Below are 26,107 nucleotides of genomic sequence, written 5' to 3'. Positions count from 1 at the left end.
AACGTATTGATGGCTTTGCTTATCCACTAATTGCTCTTAAACCTGATTTCCAGGCCCTGACGACTCGGGTCGATTTTTTCGGCCAGATCACGCAAACAGGTGCGCAGACCCTCTTCTACTACCGGATGGTAAAACGGCGCTGCCAAAGCGTCAAAAACAGTCATCCTGTTCTCGATCGCCCAGGACAGCAGATGGCCCATATGTTCACCAGCGGGCGCGATCATCTCCGCACCCAGCAAGACGCCGCTGTGCTTATCACCAAATATATGCAGCATGCCTTTGTTATATTGCTGGATGGTCGCGCGCCCCTGTGAGTCGAACAAAACTTCTCCGGTATGGTACGCACCTTCAGTCAATTTTCGTCGCGGTCTGCCCACGCGCACGATGTTGGGCTCGGAAAAGGTAATGGCCAGCGGCGTGCGACGCTGAAACGCAGTAATTTCATTAACACAGTTCCAACCTGCAATCCGCCCTTCATCGCTGGCTTCATGAAGAACCGGTCGTACTCCGGTAACATCACCCGCTATGAAAATTGGAAAATCCGCAATCTGCATCGTCTCCGGATTGAATTCCGGCACGCCTTCATCGGTGAACGGCACACCGATTTCTTCAAGCCCCAGGTTGCGCACATTCGGACGTCGCCCGGTTGCGGCCAGAACGGTTTTGACCTGAATACGCCTGGTATCTTGCCCTTCCTGCCAGGAAATGGCGATTTCATCGTCACACGATTCGTAGCAGAGTTCCTGTGCGTAATTCAGCGGCAGCTCTTCCTGAAATGTCCTGATGGCGTACTCGATTACTTCTGTATCAGTCAAACCGCCTACGGTGCGCGAACGGCCAAACAAATGCGTTGCGACTCCCATCCGCTGCATCGCCTGACCGAGTTCAAGACCCAGCGGACCCGTTCCAATGACTGCAACCGACTCCGGCAGACTCTCCTGTTCGAACAGCTCGTCGGTTGTTAAAACACTATTTCTGTTTTTCTCGCGAATGGCTTTCAGCGGTTCGGGAATGAACGGTGCGGAGCCGCTGGCCAGAATGACCTTACCGGCCTGAATGGTCTGATCGCCGACCTGAATTGTGTCGGGTTCCAGAAATCGCGCTTTACCGTGTATATTGTTTTCACCGATATCCTCAATCGACTCCATCACGAAACTGACAAAATAATCGCGCATCGATCTGACATGTCGAAGCGACTCCTCTGTCCGGATAAATAACTGATCGCCGCCATGAATGCCCTGTTTTACCAACTGATGCCGTCGATGATAATCATTGGCAACCTGGATAAACACCTTGCTGGGCATACATCCTACACGGGCGCACGTCGTACCGTAATGGCCCTCATTAATTAAAACAATATTCCGGGTTTTATGTTTTGCAGCGCTATACGCGGCCAGACCCGCTGTTCCAGCGCCGATAATAACAATATCCGCTTGTCGAGTTGCCATAGTTCATATAGATCACATAAAAGTATAAAAAATATCCTGTCGTAATGACGGACATGAAACATCCTGATAACACTTCCCTGACGAATATCGCGGTATCAGACCGTGATATCAGTTGCATTCACACGCAGCATGTTTGTAACAGAATACCAGACCGGCATGCTTTTCACATACAATTTGAACCATTAACAGTCAACCGGAAAGGAACCACATGCATACACGCTTGATTATTGCCTCGGCCTCACTTCTCATTATTACGGCAGGATGCGCCGGTAAAGAGCAGTTTTACCGCAATATGTACGAGGGATGGAAAACACGGGAAACCAATATACACCCGCGGATTGATCAGCGCCCACTGCAGCAACCGCAGGCGATGCCTTATGATGTATATGACTCCGAACGAAAAAAAATACAAAACAGCAAATAATAACGATCGAACAGCTATAACTCAGTGCGCCTGGCCAGAGCGAAGCTATCAATTCAGTAAATTATTTCTGTTGTCTGTGAAATTGCGTCAGCCAAGCTACGAGAAACGCTGCTTGATTATTCCAAAGAACACCGAATAGAATCAGCATAACGCCATTTCAGGAACAAACTGTAAATTAGGCTCATGTCCCCGCGTAACGTTACCGACCGCTCATGCAGCGCGATTACGCCCGGTTTGTTCGACATTGCGAAGACCCTATAAAATTGCCGGCAGAAACAGCTCATTCATTGTTAACACGCTCCTGCACTCTATCCATGTGACAGCGTTTTTGCTTCTCCATGTGACAGTATGAACACCCTGTCTGCCGCATTGATAACGGCAGGCTGGTGCGACACTGCGATAATTGTCAGTTGGCTGGAAAGTTGCTGTAATGTTTCACAGATATTTTTTTCGCTCTCGGGATCCAGTGCACTGGTCGGTTCGTCCATGATCAAAAACGCCGGGTCATGCGCCAGCGCCCGCGCGATCGCAATACGCTGGCGCTGTCCGCCAGACAGCATCCCGCCCCGTTCACCGACAACCGACTGCATGCCATCGGGCAGCGCGCTGACAAATTCCCACGCGCCCGCCTTGCGTAGCGCACGTTCAGCATCAGCTTCAGTCAGGGCGGGTTCGCCAACCAGAATGTTGTTCACAATGGTGTCGTGCAGCAGGATCGTATCCTGTGATACATAACCGATCATATGTCGCCATTTACGCAAGTCGATATCATGCAGTGGTTTGCCATCAATCAGCACTTCGCCACTATCAGGTTCCGCCAGTCCGCACAACAAATCAATCAGGGTGCTCTTGCCCACACCCGAAGGACCGGTCACAGCGGTAAATGTTCGAATCGGAATTTCAAGATTCAAATTATCAAAAATCGATTTTTCACCATAACTGAACTGCACATTTTGCAGCACTATATGCTGATCAAGGGTGGGTTCGCCCGTACCGGAATTGCGCTCGGCAGCCGCTGCGGCATCTTCAGCAGCTTTACGCAATGCCCAGTAGGCGCTTTCCTGCACGGCGAGCTGCTGATATTTGCGCTGCGTTTTGTTAAGCAGCCCCAGAATGCGTGTCAACAGAAAAACCATCACCATCACCTCGGGCAGCGACAGTTCCCAGATAACCAGCGCCAGATACAGACCAGCGGCGGTGATGGCCGCAAGTATCGGCTCCTGTAACGCCATCAGCGCTGCGCGGCTCATGACTTCGTGCCGCGTGGCTTTTTCCAGCTGTTTGGTCTGATCGTGCAGAATTGCGTCGGCGACATTGTCGCGCGCCATGGCTTTAAGAGATTTGACTGAATTCAATACGTCCGACAGGTACGCCAGCAGATAGCGTAACAATTGCGTCTGACTCGCGCCAGCACGACGGGTTGCGCGTACCAACCGGTGCAGAACGAGCAGCAGAAAAAGACCGATTAACAGCGAAGCCAGCGTCGCTTCCCAGGATATGAACACGGCAACAACGGCATAGACAAGCACCTGAATAGCCAGCGCAAGTACGATTACACTATGCTCAAATCCATTGGCCGCACGATACGCTTCCGTGGCCACCGAATTGGCAAGCGAGCCGACAGGTTGACGCAGATAATATTGCCAGCGGCTGGCCAGCAAAGCTTCGATCAGGCTCAGACGCAGCGCCGTCGCAACATGTGCGACCGTATAGCCAACCTGACGGTTGGCCAGCAATAATATCAGCCCTTTCGTAAACATTCCGGCAACGATAATGATCAAAATCATATCAAGCGTCGGCTCAATACCAATTTTCTGGAGAATGTCCACCATAAACTTGCCGATACCGGACTCACCGGATGATTCACCGACTGCGATAGATAACAGCGGCAACAAAGCTGTCAGACTGAGTCCTTCAGCCACGCCGGCGACAAGCAGCGCGAACAGCACGAAAGCGCTGCGGCGCGGAAAAACCATGATATATGTAATGAGCGTTCGCATTGATTTGTTTGAGAACGGTTTGTTTTTGAACGAAATGGATTGAACAGTTATAAAACTGTCTATCTTACCTGAAAGCGCTCGGTTATTGCCTGCAACCGGACAACAGTCAATTCAGTCGAAGCAGGTGTGTTGCAAAAAAACCAGATACGCCAGGCTGGATAATAGAACTTATGTAACGTCCTGCAGCACGCCGTCAATCAGCTGTTTGATTCGTTTGGCACGCGCGGCAAGCTGCTGATCGTGCGTAACAACGACAAGACTGGCATTCACTTTTTCATTCAGTTCGAGCATTAAATCAAAGACAGCTTCGGCGGTTTGGCGATCAAGATTACCGGTCGGTTCGTCCGCCAGAATGCACGCCGGCTCGGTGACCAGCGCGCGAGCCACGGCAGCGCGCTGACGTTCGCCACCGGATAGCTCGCCCGGGGTATGTGTCAGCCGGTGGCCCAGTCCGACCTGCTGCAGCACTGCAGCGGCGCGCTCCTGTGCTTCGTTTACTGCCATGCGCCTGATCAGCAGAGGCATGGCGACATTTTCCAGCGCGGTAAACTCGGGCAGCAAATGATGAAACTGGTATATGAATCCCAGCGAACCATTTCGCAACCTGCAGCGGGTCAATTCATCCATTGCGGCGATATTCTGCCCCAGAATATTGATCTCTCCGCCGCTTGGTTTGTCAAGTCCGCCCAGCAAATGCAACAGCGTGCTTTTACCCGAACCGGAAGCCCCTACAATGGCCATCATTTCACCACTGTAGACTTCCAGGTCTACGCCCTTCAGGACAGAAACTTCCAGTTCTCCCTGATCGAACTGCTTGAACAGATGACGGCAGGCGATTACAACGTTGCTCCCGGCTGCGCCAACAGCATCATTCATAACGCAGCGCCTCCGCCGGATTCACCCTGGATGCCCGGTAACTCGGATAAATGGTCGCGAGCAGACTCAAAATAAACGATACTACGGCGACAGTGACAATATCCGTTGTCTGCGGATCGGTTGGAATCTTGCTGATGTAATAAATCTCGTTCGACAGAAATTCCACGCTGAAAATCCATTCGATAAACGCCACAACCTCTCCGACGTTATAGGCCAGCAGGATGCCCCCGGTTACACCCAGGATGGTTCCGGCCACTCCAATGAATGTTCCCTGAACAATAAATATTTTCATAATGCTGCGAGGGCTCGCACCCAGCGTGCGCAAAATAGCAATATCTGACTGTTTGTCGGTAACAGCCATGACCAGCGTCGATACGATATTAAAAGCCGCCACGGCTATGATCAAAGCCAGAATCAGCGACAACATTCGTTTTTCGATCTGTATGGCGCGAAAATAATTCGCGTGTTGCTGCGTCCAATCGGTAACATAATAAGGGCCAGTCAGCGAATGAATCAAATCGTTGACAACCTTCGGCGCCAGAAACATATCACTTAATTTTAAACGCACCCCGGAAACATGATCGTCCATACGGTATAGTTTCTGTGCATCAGCCATATGGATCAGCACCAGCCCGGAATCATACTCAAAATGCCCCGCTTCAAAAATACCGACGACGGTAAACTGCTTCAGCCGCGGCAGTATCCCCGCAGGCGTCACCTGCCCTTGCGGTGAAATCAACACAATTTTGTCGCCCCTGAATGCACCAAGACTGCGCGCCAGTTCCATGCCGATGACAATGCCGAAATCGCCCGGTATAAGATTTTCCAGTTCACCGCTGACCATCATATCAGAGAAGTCGGCAACGTGATTTTCTGTATCTGGCAGAATACCGCGCACAATTGCGCCATGCACTACCTGATCATAGGACACCATCCCCTGTGCATTGACAAAAGGTGCGGCGCCTTCCACCGACGGATGCCTGGATGCCTCTTCAGCCAGTGCCTGCCAGTTGGACAGCCGGTTATCGAAGCCATTGATTTGCACATGAGAAGCAACACCAAGAATGCGCGCACGCACTTCTTTCTGAAATCCGTTCATAACAGACATGACCGTAATCAAAGCAGTCATACCCAGCGTAATACCTAGTAGAGAAATCAGTGAGATAAACGAAATGAAATGATTGCGTTTTTTTGCCCGGGTGTAACGCAAACCGATAAAGAGCTCGTATGGAGACACAAAAAAATAAATGCCCTGATTAGTCAAGTTAGCAAGTGTGCCATAATTAGCCCTGAATGAGTAGATAGCCTGACTTGTTCGGTCAACGTAATTTGTTTTTTCACTCCGGCACAAAGCAAATGTATAATCATTCCATGAAATTTGATATGGTCGTAATCGGCGGCGGACTGGTGGGTGCCAGCCTTGTGGCTGCGTTAAAGAACAGCGGACTGAGAATAGCGCTAATCGAGTCTCGGGAACCGCCACCCATACCGGGTGATAAAAGCTGGGACAGTCGCGTGTACGCAATCAGCCCGGGTAGCGTTGCGTTTTTGCACGATCACGCAATCTGGCAGTGGATGGAAATATCCCGTGTTGCACCTGTCTATGACATGGCGGTTTTTGGTGACGACAGCAGTTCGTGTATTCATTTCAGCGCTTATGAAATCGGCGTGGCCGAACTGGCCTGTATTGTCGAGAACCGGCAGCTGCAAGCTGCCGTTTGGGCAGCAATACAAACACAAAATGATAGTCTGGAGATCATTTGTCCGGCACGGTGTGCTGCCATCACCTGGCATGAATCCCACGCTGAAGTACAACTCGAAGATGGCCGTCAGATAGACGCAGCGCTGGTTGTCGGCGCAGACGGAGTCAATTCATGGGTACGTCAACAGGCAGGCATCGAGGTTACACGCCATCCCTATCAGCAAGTCGGCGTAGTCGCAAATTTCAATACCAGCTTGCCTCACCGTAATGTTGCACATCAATGGTTCAGGCGTGATGGCGTGCTGGCGCTGTTACCTTTACCTGGCAACCGGGTTTCCATGGTCTGGTCGACCGGCGAGGAACATGCCGCCGAGCTTCGCGCATTATCGGCTGATCAGCTTTGCCAGCATGTCGAAACGGCCGCTTCACATACCCTTGGCGAATTGCAGCTGATTACGCCGGCGGCCGGATTTCCACTGAATTTCGTCCATGTCAGCAGCCTGGTCAAGCCTCGGCTGGTGCTCGTCGGCGATGCCGCGCATGGCATTCACCCGCTGGCCGGGCAAGGTGTCAATCTTGGACTGCGCGATGTGCGAAAACTTGCCAAAGTTCTCAATGATCGCGGTTTACAGTCCGATATCGGGGATTTTATCCTGCTGCGTCGGTATGAATGTGCGCGCAAAGAAGATATTCTGGCATTGGAACTGGTCACCGACAGCCTGCAAAAGCTGTTTATCAATCCTGACCCAACACTTGCACGGTTACGGAATTTAGGCCTGGAGATTACCGACCGGCTGCCTTTGATTAAAAACCGGTTGATGCAGCACGCACTGAGTTAATCTGAAATTTACAAGGAGCCATAATAATTATGCATGCAGCACATTTAAAGCAATTCGTTTTAATTCTGTTAATTTGTTTTTTTTCCAGCCCAGCCCTGGCGGATGAAGATGCTGTCAGAAAAGCCCTGGCTCCGCATTTTCCAGGTGCGAAAATTGAAAGCCTGCGTAAAACCCCTTATCTGGGCTTGTATGAAGCCCTGGTTGGTGGCGAACTTTTTTATACCGATGAGAAAGCCGAGTATTTTTTCTTTGGACACATTGTCGATACCAAGACGAGAACCAGCGTCACCAATGAACGCTTACAGGAAATCAAGGCAGCACGCAGGGTTCCGCTTGATACACTACCGCTTGAATTTGCCATTAAGATCGTCAAGGGTAACGGCGAACGCAAGCTCGCCGTTTTCACCGACCCCAACTGTCCTTACTGCAAGCAACTGGAAAAAGAACTGCTGAATATTACCGACGTAACGATTTACACACTGCTGTATCCGGTATTAAGAGGTTCAATGGAATTATCCACCTCGATCTGGTGTGCACAGGACCAAATCAAAGCCTGGGATGATTTTATGCTCAGGGGTATCAAGCCAAAAGACAAGGATTGCGAGACACCACTGCCAACGCTGGTCAGATCAGGTCAGGAAAACAGGGTTACAGGCACACCCACATTAATTTTTGCCGATGGGTCCATTGTCGGCGGCATGATACCGGCTGAAGCAATTGAAGAGCGGTTGCAAAGTGCGGCCACAGCTGACCAGCAATAGAACCTTGCAGGTGTTACACCTATAGAAATCGAACAAGTCGGTTGTAAAACTGTCGTATAACGCATTACCACTCTAGCAATTCATCATAGCCTGATAACTATTTTATTGAAGCATATAGCAAAACTTGCTGACTGCTCAAACTTGCGATCACTCAGTTACCTACCAACCAAAATGAAACCTACGCTCGTCCTGGTCGGCCGCCCCAATGTCGGCAAATCCACGCTTTTTAACCGACTGACGCGCAGCCGTGATGCACTCGTGGCGGATATACCCGGACTTACACGCGACCGGCGCTACGGACATGGCAGGATTGGTGACAGACCGTATCTGGTCATGGACACCGGCGGACTGGAACCGGTCGCCAGCACCGGCATCATGCATGCGATGGCTCAACAATCACTGCAGGCAATCGACGAGGCCGACAAAGCATTGTTCATTGTGGACGCCCGTCAGGGTATAACCGCGCAAGATAAAATCATTGCCGAACAGCTGCGAAAAAAAGACCGCAACATTCTGCTGGTTGTCAACAAGGCTGAAGGCATGGTTGACGACGTTATTACCGCCGAATTTTTTGAACTCGGCCTTGGTAAACCCCATGCTATCTCGGCGCTGCACGGCGATCATGTAAATGAGCTGGTTGCATTGGCACTTGCAGATTTCCCTGTCCTTGAAGAAGAAGCCGGGCAAATCAGTAAACACCCAAAAATTGCGATCGTTGGCCGTCCCAACGTGGGCAAGTCAACGCTGGTCAATACCCTGCTGGGTGAAGAGCGCGTAATTGCCTTTGATCAGCCTGGCACTACACGCGACAGTATTTACATTGATTTCGAACACGACGGCATACAGTACACGCTAATCGATACAGCGGGTTTGCGAAAGCGGGGCAAAGTCAAAGAAACTGTTGAAAAGTTTTCAGCCATCAAAACATTACAAGCCATTGAAGACGCCAATGTCGTCGTTCTGGTGCTTGACGCCAGAAGTGAAATTGCCGAACAGGACGCACATATTGCCGATTTCATATTACAGTCGGGAAAAGCGCTGGTTGTCGCAATCAACAAATGGGACGGACTGGATCAGTATCAACGCGAATGTATCAAACACGAACTGGCGCGAAAACTCGGGTTTCTCAACTTTGCCAAACTGCACTTCATATCCGCGCTCAAAGGAACCGGCACGCTGAGATTACTGGTGTCGGTCAACCAGGCGTACGCAGCGGCAATGACTGACTTATCCACGCCGCAATTAACACGCGCCTTGCATGCGGCAGTAGAGAAACACGCACCACCACGCGGTGGAATGTCCCGCCCCAAATTGCGCTATGCGCATCAGGGCGGCACGAACCCACCGATTGTAGTGATACACGGGAGCATGCTCGAACACGTGCCGGATACTTATCGGCGCTATCTCGAAAACTTTTTTCGCGAGGCTTTTAAGCTTACCGGAACACCCTTACGCATTACTTTCAAGGCCGGACATAATCCGTATGCGGACAAAAAGTCTGCGCCACCTTCCGAAACGGAGGTACGACGTGCGCGCAACCGCCGTCGACGAAACCGGAAAAAATATGGTTAAAAGACCGTCATACCGGATCAGGCAGATCAGGTGGTCGAAACAGCTTTCTAAGAACCCATTCGTTTTAAGCTGTGTCATATCAACATCCATCTGTTAAACTGCAATCTTGGTTTCGTAATCGCGCCTGGATTCGAAGTAATTGTGTACATAGAAATAGGAGTCTGCGATGAAATTTTCCATATACCGATATGATCCTGATAAAGATGAAAAACCGTACATGCAGGATTATGAGATCGAATTGGCGGCAACCGATAAAATGCTGCTGGATGCGCTCCTGCGAATTAAATCCGTTGATGACAGTTTGAGTTTAAGACGTTCATGCTCGGAAGGTGTGTGCGGTTCGGACGCGATGAATATCAACGGCCGCAACGGGCTGGCATGTATCACGCCGCTAAAAAACCTGAAACAACCCATTGAAATACGCCCGCTACCGGGATTGCCGGTGGTTCGCGACCTGATCGTCGATATGACCCAGTTTTTCAATCAATATCACTCGATCAAGCCGTATTTGATCAACAACAACCCGCCACCGGAAACAGAACGTCTGCAGTCACCTGAAGAGCGCGCAGCATTAGAGGGCGCATACGAATGTATATTATGCGCTTGCTGTTCAACCGCCTGCCCATCTTTCTGGTGGAATCCGGACAAATTTGTCGGCCCTGCGGGATTGTTGCAGGCTTACCGCTTTCTTGCCGACAGCCGTGATCAGGCGACCGCTGAACGGCTCGATTATCTTGAAGACCCCTACCGCCTGTTTCGTTGCCATTCGATCATGAATTGCGTGGATGCATGTCCAAAAGGTCTCAATCCAACTGAAGCAATCGGCAAAATAAAAGATATGATGGTCAAAAGGACGATATGAAGGAATTTGAACGCGCTCGCTGGCGCTGCCGCCGGGGTATGTTGGAACTGGATATTATTTTACTGCGTTTTATGGATAAACATTACCGGCAACTCAGTACAAAAGAACTGTTACAGTTCGATAGACTGCTGTCATTGTCCGACAGTGATTTATGGGACATGATCTGCGCCAGGAAATCAGCGATAGACGATGATCAATTGCCGGTATTAAAATTATTGCAGGAAAGTTAGTCGATTTTGAAGCTCGACTGCGTGCAAACAAAAGCATACAGTATTTTATTGCTACAATAAGTAACGTGCAGGTAACGGTAATATAACAAAATATTCGGTGATCGAATTGATGCAATACATGGAGAACTAATATGACGCAAAAAGGTACAGCAACCTTGAGTCTTAGCACTGGCGGCGAAGCCATTGAGCTTCCTGTCATATCCGGCACCATGGGTCCCGATGTGGTGGATATCCGCAAATTACATGCCAAAAGTGGTTTGTTTACCTATGATCCGGGTTTTTTATCGACTGCCAGCAATAGTTCCGAAATCACGTTTATTGATGGCGGAAAAGGTGTTCTGCTATATCGCGGTTATCCGATCGAACAACTCGCAAGACAATGCGATTTTATCGAAATCTGTTACCTCCTGTTGCATGGAGAATTGCCAAAAGCGACAGAAAAGGCCGAATTCGATGGTGTCATCAAGCATCATACTATGTTGCATGAACAGCTGGTCAAACTTTTCAGCGGATTTCGCAGGGATGCTCACCCAATGGCTGTCATGGTGGGTGTCGTGGGTGCTTTGTCTGCGTTTTATCATGATGCGCTGGATATTTCCGATGCCAGCCATCGTGAATTGTCTGCAATGCGATTGATAGCAAAAATGCCGACTATCGCCGCGATGGCGTATAAATACAACATCGGTCAGCCATATGTCTATCCGCGCAACGACCTCAGCTATGCTGAAAACTTTCTGCACATGATGTTCTCATTACCTACAGAGCGCTATAAAGCCGACCCGAAAATTGTACGCGCACTTGACCGTATTCTGATTCTGCATGCCGATCATGAGCAGAATGCTTCAACATCCACGGTACGACTGGCTGGTTCCAGCGGTGCCAACCCGTTTGCCTGTATCGCTGCCGGCATTGCCTGTTTATGGGGACCAGCGCATGGCGGCGCAAATGAGGCCTGTCTTCACATGCTCGAGGAAATCGGCGACGTTTCCCGCATCAATGACTATATCAAACGCGCCAAAGATCCGAATGAAAACTCCCGGCTGATGGGTTTTGGTCACCGCGTGTATAAAAATTTCGATCCCCGTGCAAAATTAATGCGCGAGACCTGTCATGAAGTGTTGAACGTACTGGGCCTTGAAAATGACCGGCTATTCAAACTCGCTTTGGAACTTGAAAGAATTGCCCTCGAGGACGATTATTTTATTTCCAGAAAACTTTATCCAAACGTCGATTTTTATTCCGGCATCGTCCAACGCGCCCTAGGCATTCCAACCATTATGTTCACCGCAATTTTTGCAATGGCACGCACAGTGGGCTGGGTTGCTCAATGGAATGAAATGATTTCCGATCCTGACTACAAGATCGGACGTCCGCGCCAGTTGTATACTGGCACCCCCATGCGTGATGTTCCGACTGATTTTCGTAATTAATAGCTAACTGAAGGACAGGACTACCAGTAATGAATAAACGGTCGCAGGATTCCATGCTGTTCGGCACTAACGCCCCTTTTGTTGAGGCAATGTACGAAGAATACCTGCATAACCCCGTTTCGGTCGAACCGGCATGGCGTGAATACTTTGATAAAATTCAGCAAACACCGGGCCTGTCCGTCAATCAACTGGTAAAAAGCGCCGGTACCGCTGACAAGCAGCAACAGCAACCGGCAAGAGAAGGAAAACCCGGCAAACTTGACGGCATGATTGTTTTGCCGGAAGTCATCCAGACCGATACCAATGACCGCAAGCAGGTCGCGGTGCTCCAGCTGATCAACATGTATCGCTATCTTGGCTTGAGCCAGGCGGCACTGGATCCTCTGCAGTTCGAGGACAAGCCGCTACGAATGGAACTCGATCCGAGCAACTTCGGATTCTCCGACAAAGACATGGATACCGTATTCAATACGGGCTCCCTGGCAGGCCCGGATCACGCACCGCTACGCGATATTCTTCAGATTCTCAGGGAAACGTATTGCGGTCCTGTCGGCGCCGAGTATATGTACATTTCTTCCGTGGAACAAAAGCGCTGGCTGCAAAGCAGACTGGAAACCAAACGATCCAATCCGGATTACAGCCATGAATACAAGAAATTTATTCTCGAGAGACTGAGCGCTGCAGAAGGACTGGAGCGATACCTGCACACCCGCTACATCGGTCAGAAACGGTTCTCAGGCGAGGGTAACGAAAGCCTGATTCCCCTGCTTGACTGTCTGGTTGCCTGCGCCGGGAAGCTACGCATCGATGAAATTGTCATCGGTATGGCACATCGCGCCAGACTGAATGTACTGGTAAATACGCTCGGTAAAATGCCCGCAGATCTTTTTCGCGAGTTTGAAGAAAAATATGTGGAAGATCTACCGTCAGGCGATGTGAAATATCATCAGGGATTCTCCTCGGCAGTTAATACGCCGGATGGCGTGGTGCGCCTTGCCTTGGCGTTTAATCCGTCGCACCTGGAAATAGTCAACCCAGTGGTAGAAGGCTCTGTACGCGCACGCCAGCACCGCTTTCATGATCGCCAGGGCGACAAAGTACTGCCAGTTCTGATTCACGGCGACGCTGCTTTTGCCGGCCAGGGTGTCGTCATGGAAACGCTGAATCTGTCACAGACAAGCGGCTATGGCACGGGCGGCACAATACACATCATCATCAACAACCAGATTGGCTTTACCACATCCGATCCGCGTGAGAGCCGTTCCACGCTATACTGCACCGATGTCGCCAAAATGATCGAGGCACCCGTTTTCCATGTAAACGGTGACGACCCCGAAGCGGTAAGCATGATTACCGAACTCGCCCTGGATTTCCGAATGAAATTCCACAAGGATGTCGTCATCGACATGGTCTGTTTTCGTCGTCTCGGCCACAACGAGCAGGACGATCCAATGGTAACGCAACCCAAAATGTATCAGATTATCAGCCAGCATCCCGGAACGCGCCAGCGCTATGCAGAAAAGCTGGAGGACGAAGGTGTTATCAAAAAAGGGGAAGCTGACGCCATGGTACAAGCATACCGTGAAGCAATGGACGCTGGCGTCAATCCGAACAAAAAAATTCGTTACAACTACAAGTCCCCTTTTTCTGTTAACTGGGCAGCATTCAAAAAACCTTTCAAATGGAACCAGCCCGTAAAAACGGGAATTTCACTGGATATACTGAAGCAGCTGGCCGTGCGTTTAACGGATATTCCGGAAAAATTCATATTGCACAAGCGGGTTGAGAAGATTATTGACGACCGCCGTCTGATGGGGCAGGGAAAACAGCCACTGGACTGGGGCATGGCAGAAAATCTGGCATATGCTGCGTTGCTGTATGAAGGATTTCCTGTACGGATTTCCGGACAGGATTCGGAACGTGGTACTTTTTTTCACAGACATGCTGTATTACACAATCAGGATACTTCGCTCGAAGATAGAAATATTTACGTGCCGTTACGTCATATATCGCCCGGCCAACCTGATTTTACCGCAATCAACTCCATTTTGTCTGAAGAAGCCGTTCTGGGATTTGAGTATGGCTACACTACCGCGCAGCCGCAGGAACTGGTCATCTGGGAAGCGCAGTTCGGCGATTTTGCCAATGGCGCACAAGTTGTCATCGATCAGTTCATCGCATCCGGCGAAGCCAAATGGGGACGTTTGTGCGGTCTGGTGATGATGCTGCCCCATGGCTATGAAGGTCAGGGACCGGAGCACTCCTCCGCACGACTGGAACGGTTTTTACAGCTTTGTGCGGACTATAACATACAGGTATGCATTCCTTCCACGCCAGCACAAATGTTTCATCTGTTGCGGCGACAGATGATTCGCCCGTTGCGCAAGCCGCTGATTATCATGAGCCCGAAAAGCATGCTGCGTCACAAGGAATCGGTATCGACTCTGGAAGAACTGTCCAGCGGCAGGTTTTACCCGGTAATATCCGAAACAGAAAAACTGGAACCAAAACAGGTCAAACGCCTGATAGTATGCAGTGGAAAAATATATTATGAGCTGAGAGCACACCGGCAAGCGCAGGAAATAACCGATATGGCGATTATCCGATTGGAGCAGCTGTATCCTTTTCCCCATGAAGAATTCAAACAGGAAATCAAACGCTACAGTAAAGCCAAAGAGGTGATCTGGTGTCAGGAAGAACCCGGCAATCAGGGTGCATGGCACCGCATACAACATTACCTGCTGCGAAATATGAAATCCTCGCAAACGCTGGGTTATGCACTTCGTCCCTCTTCAGCTTCACCGTCAGTCGGTTATCTTGCCAAACATAAAATGCAACAAAATGAGGTAATTGAAGCTGCATTCCGAGAAAAAATCTAGTCTACGGAGAGTAAAATGTTAGTAGAGGTTAAAGTGCCCGCATTGTCAGAATCTGTGGCCGAAGCGACACTGATAACATGGCACAAAAAAAAGGGCGAAAAGGTCGAGCGTGATGAAAATCTGATCGATATAGAAACAGATAAAGTCGTTCTGGAGTTACCCGCGCCCAAGGCAGGCGTTTTAAAGGAAATTATCAAAGGCGACGGCGAAACCGTAACCAGTGGAGAAGTCATCGCCAAGATCGATACCGAAGCGGCTGACAACGATACCGATGCAGAATCCGACACAACCGCTTCGAAGGATACGCAAAAAAAATCTACTAAGCAGTCAACAAAAGACGAATCAGCGCCCGACGAAGATGAGGGGAGTGACCGGGACCAGGGACAAAAGACCGAACGTAAAGCAGATCCAACAATTCCGATGCTGATGCCGGCCGCACGGAAACTGGTTGAAGAAAATCAGCTGAAAGCATCAGAAACACGGTCTATCCAGGGAACAGGGCGTGGCGGACGAATTACCCGCGAAGACGTGCAGGCTTATATCGACCATAAAACCGAGGACGAACAGGAAGCGGCATCCGGCGAAACCCAGACTGAACGGTCTGCTGAAGAACAGGCCGAAGTGGATGAAGAAAAGCAGGCGGAACAAACCCGGCAAAGCCGTGAAACCGGTGAAGCCAGTGAGCGGATTGATCGCCGGGTAAGCATGTCACGCTTGCGTATGCGTATTGCAGAACGTCTGGTGCAATCGCAGTCGACCGCAGCAATTTTGACGACATTCAACGAAGTAAACATGCAGGCGGTCATCAACCTGCGCACCCGTTATCGTAATGAATTTGAAAAAGAGCACGGCGTCAAGCTTGGTTTTATGTCGTTTTTTGTCAAAGCAGTCGTTGCCGCGCTCAAAAAATACCCCATTGTCAACGCCTCGGTTGAGGGCAACGAAATCATCTACCATGATTACTACGATATCGGCATTGCCGTTGGCAGCCCACGCGGCCTTGTAGTGCCGATCCTGCGTAACGCCGACCGCATGACATTTGCGCAGATCGAAACGCAAATTTCGGATTTTGCCAGACGTGCGCGTGACGGCAAATTAACCCTTGAAGAATTAACGGGTGGGACATTTTCGATTACCAATGGCGGTGTGTTCGGTTCCATGCTGTCCACGCCAATTATCAATCCCCCGCAAAGCGCCATTTTGGGCATTCATGCAACCAAGGAACGACCCGTGGTTGAAAATGGCCAGATCGTAATCCGCCCGATAAATTATCTGGCGTTATCGTACGATCATCGCATCATAGACGGGCGTGAGGCGGTGCTGGCACTGGGGGCGATGAAAGAGGCGCTCGAATACCCAACGAGCCCGCTGCTGGAGACCTGAAAACCGGCGACTGCTACCACTTTGCAATATCAATAGACAATTTCGACATTTTCGGCCTTTAAATGCCGGTTTAATGTGTGCAGCAGCTGATCGTCCAGATTTACCCGCCAGCCATCACCCAGCACAATCTCGCAAACTGCCTGCTGATTTTGGTATACCAGAGAAACCGGACACAACGACTGTATGTCGACTGGCTGTACCGGTTGATCGGGCCGACCCCGGCCGGCATAAGGTGTCAACAGATTTTTTAATGTGGCAGTCGTCGGCAGCGTTTCAGAGTTGACGCGCAACCTGATCCGTTTGGCAAAATGCGTGCGGATACCGGAAAGATTGTACAGCTTCTCCGCGGTTATACGCAGTTCGTCGCTGCTTTCCTGGTCATTATACTGGCCGCGAATACCGATTTTCGCCTGCGCCACCAGCAATTGATCCTCCTTGAGCCAGTTGCGGTTTTCGTTAAACAATTCATCAAATACAATCAGTTCGACTGAGGCCGTACCGTCGCCAAGGCCGATGACGGCCATTCGGCCACGCCGCGTCATCTGAACACGAACATCATGAATGATTCCCGCGATGAGCTGCGTCTCGCGCTGTGCTGATAGCCGATCGAGCGTTGTGCGGACAAATGGACGGACATCACGGGCATAGGTTTCAAACAGGTGTCCACTGAAATAAAAACCGAGGCCTTGTTTTTCATGCTGGAGCGTCTCCCGATCCGACCACGGCGAAGCTGATATCAAAGTCGGTTGCAGTGTCAAATCGTCCTGGCTATCAAACAGAGTTGACTGATTGGCGGAGCGGCTTGACTGCTCCGCCGCTTCCAGCGCAATGCCAACCGAAGCCAGCAGGCTGGACCGGTCGCCATTCAGACAATCGAATGCACCGACACGGATGAGCGATTCGATCACACGCCGGTTGATGATGCGCCGATCCACGCGGTTGCAGAAGTCGAACAGATCAATGAACGCACCGCCTTTACTGCGGGTTGCAAGTATGGCGTTTATCGCTGATTCACCCGTCCCCTTTACCGCGCCAAGTCCATACCGGATTGTTTTGGCGCCGGTCGGCACAAACCGGTAGTCCGACTGATTGATATCGGGTGGCTGAATCATCAATTCATTTGCCAGACTGTCCTGAATGAAAATATAAACCTTGTCGGTATCGTCCATATCGGCCGACAAACAGGCCGCCATGAACTCAGCGGGATAGTGCGCTTTCAGAAAAGCAGTCTGATAGGCGATGAGCGCATACGCTGCGGCGTGCGATTTGTTGAACCCATAACCGGCAAATTTTTCCATCAGACGAAACAATTCTGACGCTTTTGTTTCATCCACACCGTTTTTTACCGCACCGGCGACAAAAATATCGCGTTGCTGCGCCATTTCCTCTACTTTTTTCTTGCCCATAGCGCGTCGCAGCAAATCAGCGCTGCCCAGACTGTATCCTCCGATCACTTGGGCAATCTGCATCACCTGTTCCTGATAAATCATAATGCCATAGGTCGGACTCAAAATCGGTTCGAGACGCGGATCAAGATATTCAATGGTCTGCACGCCATGTTTGCGTTCAATAAAATCCGGAATTAAATCCATCGGACCCGGCCGGTAAAGTGCAACCAGTGCGATAATGTCTTCGAAGCGATCAGGCTTTGCCTTCTGCAACAGATCTTTCATGCCGCGCGATTCAAACTGAAAAATACCGACGGCGTTGCCCTGTCGCAGCAGCGCATAAGTAGCGACGTCATCCAGCGTCAAACCGGCGAGTGAAAACGATTCACCGCGGAATTGATTAATGTAGCTGACAGCGCGATCCAGTGTAGTCAAGGTTCTCAGCCCAAGAAAATCAAACTTGACCAGACCGATTTTCTCGACATCGTCCTTGTCGAACTGGCTGACCACGGCATCCGCCGATTCGGTGCAGTAAACGGGACAAAAATCGGTGATTTTGCCCGGTGCGATCAGCACCCCTCCAGCATGCATGCCGCTGTTACGTGTCAGTCCCTCCAGGCGTTCAGCCAGTTCCAGCAGGTAACGGACGTCCTCCTCCTCGGCAGCACGCTGATTTAACTGCGGCTCGAGTTCGCGTGCTTTTTTTAGCGTCATGCCAATTTCAAACGGCACCAGTTTTGCCAGTTGATCGACAAAGTTGTATGGCAGATCCAGCACGCGGCCAATGTCTCGAATCACAGCCTTGGCCGCCATGGTACCAAAGGTAATAATCTGCGAGACACTTTGAGTGCCATAACGCTGCTTGACATAGTCAATTACTTTTTCACGTCTGTCCTGGCAAAAATCAATATCGAAATCCGGCATGGACACGCGTTCCGGATTCAGAAAGCGTTCAAACAGCAGATCGTAACGCAACGGATCGAGATCGGTAATACCGAGCGAATACGCAACCAGCGACCCGGCCCCGGAACCACGCCCCGGTCCGACCGGTACATCGTTGCGCTTGGCCCAGTTGATGAAATCGGCCACTATCAAGAAATACCCCGAAAAACCCATCGAGATGATCGTATCAACTTCAAAATCCATGCGCGCCTGGTATTCGTGCAGCCGCCGATTGCGCTCGTCTGCGTCAGGGAACAATGCCTTCATACGTTCGTCGAGTCCGGCCGCAACCTGGGTACGCAGAAAATCTTCCAGGCTTTCGTTATTGGGCGTTGGATACAGCGGCAGCTTGTTGACACCCAGCTCCAGTTCCAGATTGCAGCGACGAGCGATTTCAACACTGTTTTGAAGTGCCGACGGTATGTCAGCAAACAACTGGATCATCTCCTGCCGGGTTTTGAAATACTGCTGCCGGGTAAATTTTTTCGGCCGACGCCGATCGGCAAGAATATAACCCTCAGCGATGCAGACCCGCGCTTCATGGGCATCGAAATCGTCAGCTGTCAAAAACTGCACAGACTGGGTAGCAACAACGGGCAGATTCAACTTGTCCGCAATCACCAGTGATTGCTGCAACAGATATTCTTCCCGATCATGTCCGTCACGCTGGATTTCAATATACAACCGGTTCGGAAAAACCGCGGCCCATTCCTTTGCCTGCGCCTCTGCCTGTTGCAGGTCGTTCAGTAAAACCGACTGAGCGATCGCACCATAACGCGCACCGGACAGTGCAATCAATCCTTCCGTACCGTCCGGTTCATCGCGCAGCCACGACAACCGTATCTCTGCCCTACCCTGTACCTGGTTTTCAAGATAAGCACGCGTCAATAACCGTGATAGCAATAAATAGCCAGCATAAGACTGGCATAACAGCAGTACGCGTGCGGGTTTTTTGCAGTCAATTTCGTTGGTTATCCAGACATCGCAGCCGATAATCGGCTTGATTCCGTTTTTGCGGGCATTTTGATAAAATTTTACCGTCCCGAACACGTTGGCAAGATCGGTCAGCGCCAGAGCAGGCATCTGATCTTCCGACGCTTTCGCAATCGCGTCATTAATCCGGATGGTACTGTCCAGAATTGAGAATTCGCTGTGCAGCCGTAAGTGAATAAAACCCGGTTCAGCAGATTTTTGAGTCATAAATGATACAATTGAACGCTTGGTCGATTGCAGTGTTCAAAACAGCATTGCAATCATGCTTTGTTTTTTGTTACCGCCTTTAATTTTACATCATGTTGACCACTCCAGAACTGTTACTTCCCGCTGGCTCGCTTGAAAAAATGCGCACCGCATACGCTTACGGCGCAGATGCGGTTTATGCGGGACAGCCGCGCTATTCCCTGCGCGCGCGCAACAATGAATTCGCGCTGGAACAACTAAAAACCGGGATTACCGAAGCGCATGCGCTGGGCAAGAAGTTTTTCGTCGCGAGCAATATCATGCCGCATAACGCCAAGGTCAAGACTTATTTGGCCGATATGGAACCGGTCATCGCAATGCAGCCCGATGCGCTGATCATGGCCGATCCGGGCCTTATCATGATGGTCCGCGAAAAATGGCCCGAGATGCCTGTACATCTGTCTGTTCAGGCCAATACCGTCAATTACATGGGCGTTAAGTTCTGGCAGAAAATCGGACTCACACGCGTGATTCTGTCGCGCGAACTGTCGCTCGACGAAATCGCTCAGATACGCGACCTGTGCCCTGACATGGAACTCGAGGTATTCGTACATGGCGCATTGTGCATTGCTTATTCGGGACGCTGCCTGCTATCGGGCTATTTCAATCATCGTGACCCGAACCAGGGCACCTGTACCAACTCATGTCGCTGGGACTATAAAGTCATGGCAGGCGAGGAAGGCGACAATGGCGATATCCGATCAACGGAAACAATCGATTTCGATTTTAACGCAGCGATACGCGAGGCTGACAGCCAGTCTGGCCAGCAGCCCGACTTCAAGCGGCATCCGGCAGCTGATCAGGTGTATATGATTGAAGAAAAAGAACGAGCCGGCCAACTGATGCCGATCATGGAAGATGAGCACGGCACATATATCATGAATTCCAAGGACCTGCGCGCGGTGGAGCATATCGAACGGATGGTCAAAATAGGCGTCGATTCGTTCAAGGTCGAAGGACGAACCAAATCGCTTTATTATGTCGCCAGAACCGCGCAGGTCTATCGCAGGGCCATTGACGACGCCGTCGCTGGAAAAACATTCGATCCGTCGCTGCTCGGCGAACTCGAGGGACTGGCCAACCGCGGTTATACCAGCGGCTTTTACCAGCGCCACCAGACGCATGAAACGCAGAATTACCTGCGCGGCCATTCCGAATCGAGCCGCAGTCAGTATGTCGGCGACATCACCGGGTTTGACGAAGCCAGCGGCATGGCGGAAATACAGGTCAAAAACCGCTTTCAGGTCGGAGACTGTCTTGAGATCATTCATCCGTCCGGCAATCAGATTGTAGAACTGACACAGATGCAGGACAGTAAAGGCAAGCCAGTATTTGCAGCGCCCGGCAGCGGCCATCGCGTGCGTATTCCGATGAGCCGGAAGGTCAGCAATGCGTTTGTAGCGCGGTTCTTATCGTAACAACCCAGTACGCTATCAATTTGATATTGCCAGGTTCAGTGAGCTTGTCAGTTGCACTGATGATAAAAAAAACTGATCATGCTTCTTGGCAACCACTCGAAATTGCCGGGAAAAGGTGACTGTACAAACCCGGCATGTCCCCCTTCATCAGGAAACACGCGCGTCACCGCCGCTGAAACCTCATCAGCTTCGGGCAACACTGAAGCCGGCATGAACGGATCGTTGCGCGCGTTGATCAACAGGGTCGGCACATGAATATGCGGCAGCCACTGCTTGCTGCTCGACTGCCGCCAGTAGTCGTCGGTATCTCTGAATCCGTGCAAAGGCGCGGTGACAATATTATCAAATTCGTAGATCGACTTGCATTTTGACAGTGCTTTGCCGTCAAACAGTCCCGGAAATTTTTCCAGTTTCTCAAACGCCTTGTATTTCAAGGTACTCAGAAAATGGTGTGTATAGACCTGATTAAATCCTGAATCGAGCGCTGCACCCGCCGCAGCCAGATCGAGCGGCACTGATACCGCGGCAACGCCGTTGAGCCAGTTTCTCGCCTCACTGCCCTGCTCGCCGAGCCACTTCAACAGCGCATTGCCGCCCAGCGACACCCCGATGGCATACACCGGCTGGTATTCCGCGTTGATCTGCCTGTGCTCTTGAATGATACGCTTGATCATCCAGTCAATCTCCGCCGAATCGCCCGCATGATACGCTCGCGGCAGACGGTTGGGCGAACCGGAACAACCACGGAAATGAATCACCACACTATGCCAGCCGTACCGCTGCAGAATATTTTTGATGCTGATAATGTAATGACTGTTCGAACCACCTTCTAGACCGTGGAAAATGATCACCAGCGGTGCATCTACATGCCCGTCGAGCCAGTCAACATCGATAAAATCGCCATCGTCCAGTTCCCAGCGCACACGCCGGTAGACAAACAGCGGTTTCTGGCGCATCAAAAACGGATAAATTGTCTGCGTATTGCCGCCCGGCATCCACCTCGGCGCAACGTACGGTTCCGTATACTGCGGGATCGAGTCGGTTTTCATGTGATATTTTTATTGTTGAAACTGCAAAGAGTTTAGCATATGTGGAGAAAACAGATGGTTTTAAAGCTTTTTTCAAACTGAGGTTTTGCTCGGCAAATTTGTTGTGACGCGTATAATTCTGCCAGATAAATCGGTTACTGATTATGTCAATACTCCACCGGCTACAAGCCGGTGGAGTATTCACAAAACGAATGATAGACAATTACACAGTTAATGGGACAGTCTCTTTAAACCTGATCAACTCAAACTAATACAACCGGTATGTAGCCAAATCCGAATATGCTTTTCATAGGCTTCTCAAACTCATTTTTGATAAAATTGAGTCCGGAGGATTTTCTGTTGAGCCTTATGAGCGAAAACTCGTTAGTGGCTCAGCGCTAGCTGTTGTTGATCGTATGAAAAATATGAGGAACAGTATGGACTCTGGCAAGCCAGTGCACGCGGAACCAGTTATACTCTACAATTTTGTGTTACCGCCACGCTCTTTACCGCAAAATTACTCCATTTCACAAGTGCTACTTCAATTTGATATTGCCGGATAAAGCTATTGAATGTTTCCCATAACCTTTGAACTGTTGCGCTTCAATGGTTCATAAATACGGAAACCTTCAATAAACCCTGCCACTGTCATTTTTGACTCGTTGGCAATATCGGTGTTTAATTTTATTTCGATCTTCAAATTATTCATGTATACGCTGCTGATTGCTTTCTTTCTTGTTTCGATAATTTTTTCATTCCTTTGCTCAATCTGGGAAGCGGTATTACTCAGTATTACACCATCGTTTACGGAGCAGAAAGTACAGGAAGGCGGCGATATCGGCCCTAGACTTGAAGCTTATAAGTCCAATATCGACCAGCCGCTGTCAGCTATTCTCACACTCAATACCATTGCGCATACAATCGGTGCCATCGGGGTAGGTGCGCAGGCCGCCATAATCTGGGGAACCTCATTGATGTCGACACTAGTCGTGCCGGTGGCCATGACATTGGCAATCCTGCTGTTATCTGAAATCGTGCCAAAAACAATTGGCGCCAGCTATTGGCAGGAACTTACAAATTTCACCGTAAGAAGCCTCAAGATTGTAATGTTTGTTTTAGCGCCGTTCGTTTATATCAGCCAGATCATTACCCGCTCTTTGAAAAAAGACGGAAACGCAAGTGTATTCAGCCGTAAAGATTTTTCCGCCATGGCGGACCTTGGCGCGAAACAGGGGGTTCTTGACAAAGATGAATCTACGATCATGCGTAACCTGATGCTTTTTGAATCGGTTCTAGCACACGATGTGATGACGCCGCGTACAGTCATGGTGGCCACTGCCGAAAATACACCGGCGCGTGAATTCTACGACAAGCATCCAAATCTCAGATTCTCACGCATTCCTGTCTTCGAAAACTCACTTGACAATATAACGGGTTATGTCTTGAAAAACGATCTGCTAATTACGCTGATAAACGATGGCGACAATACACCGTTATCGGCCATTAAGCGCGACATGATTGCCATTAAAGAAAACTTTCCCATTCCAGAATTGTTTAACCATTTCATCGAAAAACGCGAACATGTAGCGCTGGTTATTGATGAATTCGGCGGCACGGCGGGACTAGTTACCATGGAAGACGTCATAGAAACGTTACTTGGCCTTGAAATTGTTGATGAATCTGATCACACTGTGGACATGCAAGCACTCGCGCGAAAAAAATGGGAAGAACGTGCGCGACAGATAGGCTTGTTAGAACAACTAAACAAAGAAATTACAGAGCAGGATTCAAACACAAAAGAAATAAAAAAAGAATCAATCACTGACAACTGAAATGATAATACTTCAGACTTTCCCACTAACTGTTTGATTATTTAGGCACAATCGCGTTTTCCGGGCCAGTCGATCACTTAACTTAGCGTCAGGCGACAGAAGCCTCGAACTCACGCTCAATGAAATGAACATTTTTGTGCTTGATTTGGACATCAAGAAATGCGCGCGGTATCACTGTGATCAGCACGTATCGAAAATGATCCTGGAAAGCGCGCAGTTGCTCTGCACAGCTTTAAACAAAAAAGGGTTCCAAACACCGTATCGCCCTACTCATATAAATCATCCATGCACTAAATGGATAGTTGAATCGTACGACAATTTTGTCTGGCTTCGAAAATTGGCAATAGCGCTAAATTCAGAATATCGATTCCGGTTTAACAAGACAGACGATCATAAATCAATATCTGTTATTCGTGAAATTTCTAACTTAACGTATGAATCGGTCGGATTGACACCTTTTGCTCAAGCCATGCCCGACAAATACAAGGTTCCGGGAAATGCAGTTAAAGCGTATAGACAGTTTTACGTCGGTGAGAAATTGGGCTTTGCCAAATGGACAAAAAGAAATATTCCCAAGTGGGTACATGAATTTCAAACGATGACAAATTCCATCTGACAGCGGGTGCTTGCATTAGGCGCAAAGGCCCGTTGAGCTGCCATGGATATAAACAGCATACATGATACTCGCCCGAAGCAAATTCATAATTCTTGTCCATCGAAACTATTGAGCTATGCTGTGGCTGCAGCCCTGGCACTGCCAGAGTGGTGCAGCGGGCTTGCCAGCTTGGTCTGCTTGTGTTGAGTCTGCATCCGTAGTGGCCATTGCAGTGCTGCTGTGGCAGGAAGCATCAAACCGGTCCGACCCTGGCATGGGCGGCTTGATGCTCTATGCGCTACCTTATGTTGCACTTGGTTTAGCGGTAATACTTGTCATCGGCTTTGGGCTTGGTATTCATCTGGCCGGACGGTGGCTCATGACAAGCAACTACAAGCGCAACGAGAACAGGCGCGAAGAAACGGTATCCCGAGGATAGGCTTTATCCTGATCTGGCAAGGGCCAAATATCTATTCTTTTTGCTTATCAATTGACAATTAACATTGTGTTATTCGATATCACTGCTGTCCCGTTTAGGGGTTTAACTCGTTGAAATTATTAAACAAACAACTCTCATGTCTTAGGCAAATCTTAACGTTTAATTTTTCATTTATTTCAATAAGTTATAACAGCATTGGCTTCAAGTTAACGGGACAACAGTGATTCGATATACAACCTGCCAGACTATACGTGAATCTTGTAGTTGAACAGTGCAACCCGTTTACATGCCCGCACTTTCGTAATGTGCTGTTCTTGTCCACTCCGGACGCATGAACAGCAACTCGCCGGGCCTTGCCTGGGGAATATGATGTTCACAATTCTCAATTTCTTTTTGCGCTTTTACGAACGCGTCGATAAATTCAATCTTGATGCGTGCATTGCGGGCACCCAGAAACAGTCCGGAAATAACCAGAAATCCTGGGTAGGTTATCCACAGAGAATAACCGCATTCCTGTTCGAAAAAATTTTCTTTGCTGAATGCAGTGCCACAATCGCGCATCAGGTAACGCAGCGAATGCACCAATTCATCATGACTGCGACCAAAATGTTTTGCAATCACTTGCGTGGTAGTCACCACTTTATTATTCGTAATACTTACTATTGTTTCCATGATTACCTCCGTTCGAATCCCGGTATTAAAACCAAACCAAAATCACTCAACCAGTGATATCTCAATACTGATACATCAGAAGAAAACGAAAACCGGTGACACCTGGTTGAAAACGTTTCTCAGAATGCCGCTTTGTTTTCTCTTCTGT

General features: G+C 49.6%; 21 protein-coding genes. 13 read left to right on the top strand and 8 right to left on the bottom strand.

Features of this window, described 5'->3' with window-relative positions:
* Positions 1–26: 26 nt before the first annotated feature.
* Complete coding sequence (locus BMY62_RS07485; RefSeq protein WP_090658250.1) at positions 27–1,448, bottom strand: dihydrolipoyl dehydrogenase; 1,422 nt, start codon at positions 1,446–1,448, stop codon at positions 27–29.
* Between the two features lie 208 nt (positions 1,449–1,656).
* Here BMY62_RS07485 and BMY62_RS07480 point away from each other — a divergent pair, with 208 nt between their 5' ends.
* Positions 1,657–1,872 (top strand): hypothetical protein, encoded by a 216-nt coding sequence (locus BMY62_RS07480; RefSeq protein WP_090658248.1) that lies wholly within the window; start codon positions 1,657–1,659, stop codon positions 1,870–1,872.
* 308 nt (positions 1,873–2,180) lie between these two features.
* On the opposite strand, the gene BMY62_RS07475 is transcribed toward BMY62_RS07480, so the two are convergent.
* The 3 genes from BMY62_RS07475 to BMY62_RS07465 all read right to left on the bottom strand — a co-directional run bounded on the left by BMY62_RS07475 (position 2,181) and on the right by BMY62_RS07465 (position 5,985).
* Entirely contained in the window at positions 2,181–3,872 is a 1,692-nt protein-coding gene (locus tag BMY62_RS07475; protein ID WP_090658247.1) for an ABC transporter ATP-binding protein, read from the bottom strand.
* A 168-nt stretch (positions 3,873–4,040) separates the two neighbouring features.
* Entirely contained in the window at positions 4,041–4,748 is a 708-nt protein-coding gene (gene lolD / locus BMY62_RS07470) for a lipoprotein-releasing ABC transporter ATP-binding protein LolD (protein ID WP_090658245.1), read from the bottom strand.
* Positions 4,741–5,985 (bottom strand): lipoprotein-releasing ABC transporter permease subunit, encoded by a 1,245-nt coding sequence (locus BMY62_RS07465; RefSeq protein ID WP_090658325.1) that lies wholly within the window; start codon positions 5,983–5,985, stop codon positions 4,741–4,743. Before BMY62_RS07465 ends, lolD begins: the two co-directional genes overlap by 8 nt.
* A 134-nt stretch (positions 5,986–6,119) precedes the next feature.
* Between BMY62_RS07465 and BMY62_RS07460 the strand changes: the two genes are divergently transcribed.
* The 8 genes from BMY62_RS07460 to odhB all read left to right on the top strand — a co-directional run bounded on the left by BMY62_RS07460 (position 6,120) and on the right by odhB (position 16,406).
* Positions 6,120–7,289 (top strand): UbiH/UbiF family hydroxylase, encoded by a 1,170-nt coding sequence (locus BMY62_RS07460; protein ID WP_090658323.1) that lies wholly within the window; start codon positions 6,120–6,122, stop codon positions 7,287–7,289.
* Between the two features lie 29 nt (positions 7,290–7,318).
* A complete protein-coding gene (locus BMY62_RS07455; protein WP_090658244.1) occupies positions 7,319–8,050 on the top strand; it encodes a DsbC family protein in 732 nt (243 codons plus the stop codon).
* Positions 8,051–8,221: 171 nt separating this feature from the next.
* On the top strand, positions 8,222–9,622 hold the full coding sequence (gene der, locus BMY62_RS07450; RefSeq protein WP_090658242.1) for a ribosome biogenesis GTPase Der: 1,401 nt from the start codon (positions 8,222–8,224) through the stop codon (positions 9,620–9,622).
* A gap of 166 nt (positions 9,623–9,788) precedes the next feature.
* Entirely contained in the window at positions 9,789–10,484 is a 696-nt protein-coding gene (locus BMY62_RS07445; protein ID WP_090658240.1) for a succinate dehydrogenase iron-sulfur subunit, read from the top strand.
* Complete coding sequence (locus tag BMY62_RS07440) at positions 10,481–10,714, top strand: FAD assembly factor SdhE (RefSeq protein WP_090658238.1); 234 nt, start codon at positions 10,481–10,483, stop codon at positions 10,712–10,714. Before BMY62_RS07445 ends, BMY62_RS07440 begins: the two co-directional genes overlap by 4 nt.
* A 131-nt stretch (positions 10,715–10,845) precedes the next feature.
* The gene (gltA, locus tag BMY62_RS07435) at positions 10,846–12,144 is read left to right on the top strand and encodes a citrate synthase (RefSeq protein ID WP_090658236.1); all 1,299 of its coding nucleotides are present in this window, start codon (positions 10,846–10,848) and stop codon (positions 12,142–12,144) included.
* A 29-nt stretch (positions 12,145–12,173) separates the two neighbouring features.
* Positions 12,174–15,023 carry a 2-oxoglutarate dehydrogenase E1 component gene (locus BMY62_RS07430; RefSeq protein WP_090658234.1) on the top strand — a complete coding sequence of 950 codons (2,850 nt, stop codon included), beginning with the start codon at positions 12,174–12,176 and terminating at the stop codon, positions 15,021–15,023.
* Positions 15,024–15,038: 15 nt separating this feature from the next.
* Complete coding sequence (gene odhB, locus BMY62_RS07425) at positions 15,039–16,406, top strand: 2-oxoglutarate dehydrogenase complex dihydrolipoyllysine-residue succinyltransferase (RefSeq protein WP_090658231.1); 1,368 nt, start codon at positions 15,039–15,041, stop codon at positions 16,404–16,406.
* A gap of 29 nt (positions 16,407–16,435) precedes the next feature.
* Here the strand turns inward: odhB and dnaE are convergent, their stop codons facing one another.
* A complete protein-coding gene (dnaE, locus tag BMY62_RS07420; RefSeq protein ID WP_090658229.1) occupies positions 16,436–19,936 on the bottom strand; it encodes a DNA polymerase III subunit alpha in 3,501 nt (1,166 codons plus the stop codon).
* Between the two features lie 92 nt (positions 19,937–20,028).
* Here dnaE and trhP point away from each other — a divergent pair, with 92 nt between their 5' ends.
* The gene (trhP, locus tag BMY62_RS07415; RefSeq protein WP_090658227.1) at positions 20,029–21,393 is read left to right on the top strand and encodes a prephenate-dependent tRNA uridine(34) hydroxylase TrhP; all 1,365 of its coding nucleotides are present in this window, start codon (positions 20,029–20,031) and stop codon (positions 21,391–21,393) included.
* 47 nt (positions 21,394–21,440) lie between these two features.
* On the opposite strand, the gene BMY62_RS07410 is transcribed toward trhP, so the two are convergent.
* Positions 21,441–22,442 carry a YheT family hydrolase gene (locus BMY62_RS07410; protein ID WP_090658225.1) on the bottom strand — a complete coding sequence of 334 codons (1,002 nt, stop codon included), beginning with the start codon at positions 22,440–22,442 and terminating at the stop codon, positions 21,441–21,443.
* 544 nt (positions 22,443–22,986) lie between these two features.
* Positions 22,987–23,130, bottom strand: a complete 144-nt coding sequence (locus tag BMY62_RS16105; RefSeq protein WP_177170328.1) for a hypothetical protein — start codon at positions 23,128–23,130, stop codon at positions 22,987–22,989.
* Between BMY62_RS16105 and BMY62_RS07405 the strand changes: the two genes are divergently transcribed.
* From BMY62_RS07405 to BMY62_RS07395, 3 genes are all read left to right on the top strand, one after another.
* Positions 23,129–24,253, top strand: a complete 1,125-nt coding sequence (locus BMY62_RS07405) for a CNNM domain-containing protein (RefSeq protein ID WP_090658223.1) — start codon at positions 23,129–23,131, stop codon at positions 24,251–24,253. The two genes, BMY62_RS16105 and BMY62_RS07405, sit on opposite strands and share 2 nt — an antisense overlap.
* 124 nt (positions 24,254–24,377) lie before the next feature.
* The gene (locus BMY62_RS07400) at positions 24,378–24,869 is read left to right on the top strand and encodes a pyrimidine dimer DNA glycosylase/endonuclease V (RefSeq protein WP_090658221.1); all 492 of its coding nucleotides are present in this window, start codon (positions 24,378–24,380) and stop codon (positions 24,867–24,869) included.
* A gap of 115 nt (positions 24,870–24,984) precedes the next feature.
* Positions 24,985–25,287 carry a hypothetical protein gene (locus BMY62_RS07395; protein ID WP_090658220.1) on the top strand — a complete coding sequence of 101 codons (303 nt, stop codon included), beginning with the start codon at positions 24,985–24,987 and terminating at the stop codon, positions 25,285–25,287.
* 282 nt (positions 25,288–25,569) lie between these two features.
* Here the strand turns inward: BMY62_RS07395 and BMY62_RS07390 are convergent, their stop codons facing one another.
* Entirely contained in the window at positions 25,570–25,959 is a 390-nt protein-coding gene (locus tag BMY62_RS07390; protein ID WP_090658218.1) for a Rha family transcriptional regulator, read from the bottom strand.
* Positions 25,960–26,107: the final 148 nt, after the last annotated feature.

Source organism: Nitrosomonas marina (genome assembly GCF_900111605.1).
Lineage (GTDB): Bacteria > Pseudomonadota > Gammaproteobacteria > Burkholderiales > Nitrosomonadaceae > Nitrosomonas > Nitrosomonas marina_A.
The sequence above is the reverse complement of the archived record's forward strand: the minus strand, read 5'-3'. Positions and strand labels throughout refer to the sequence as shown.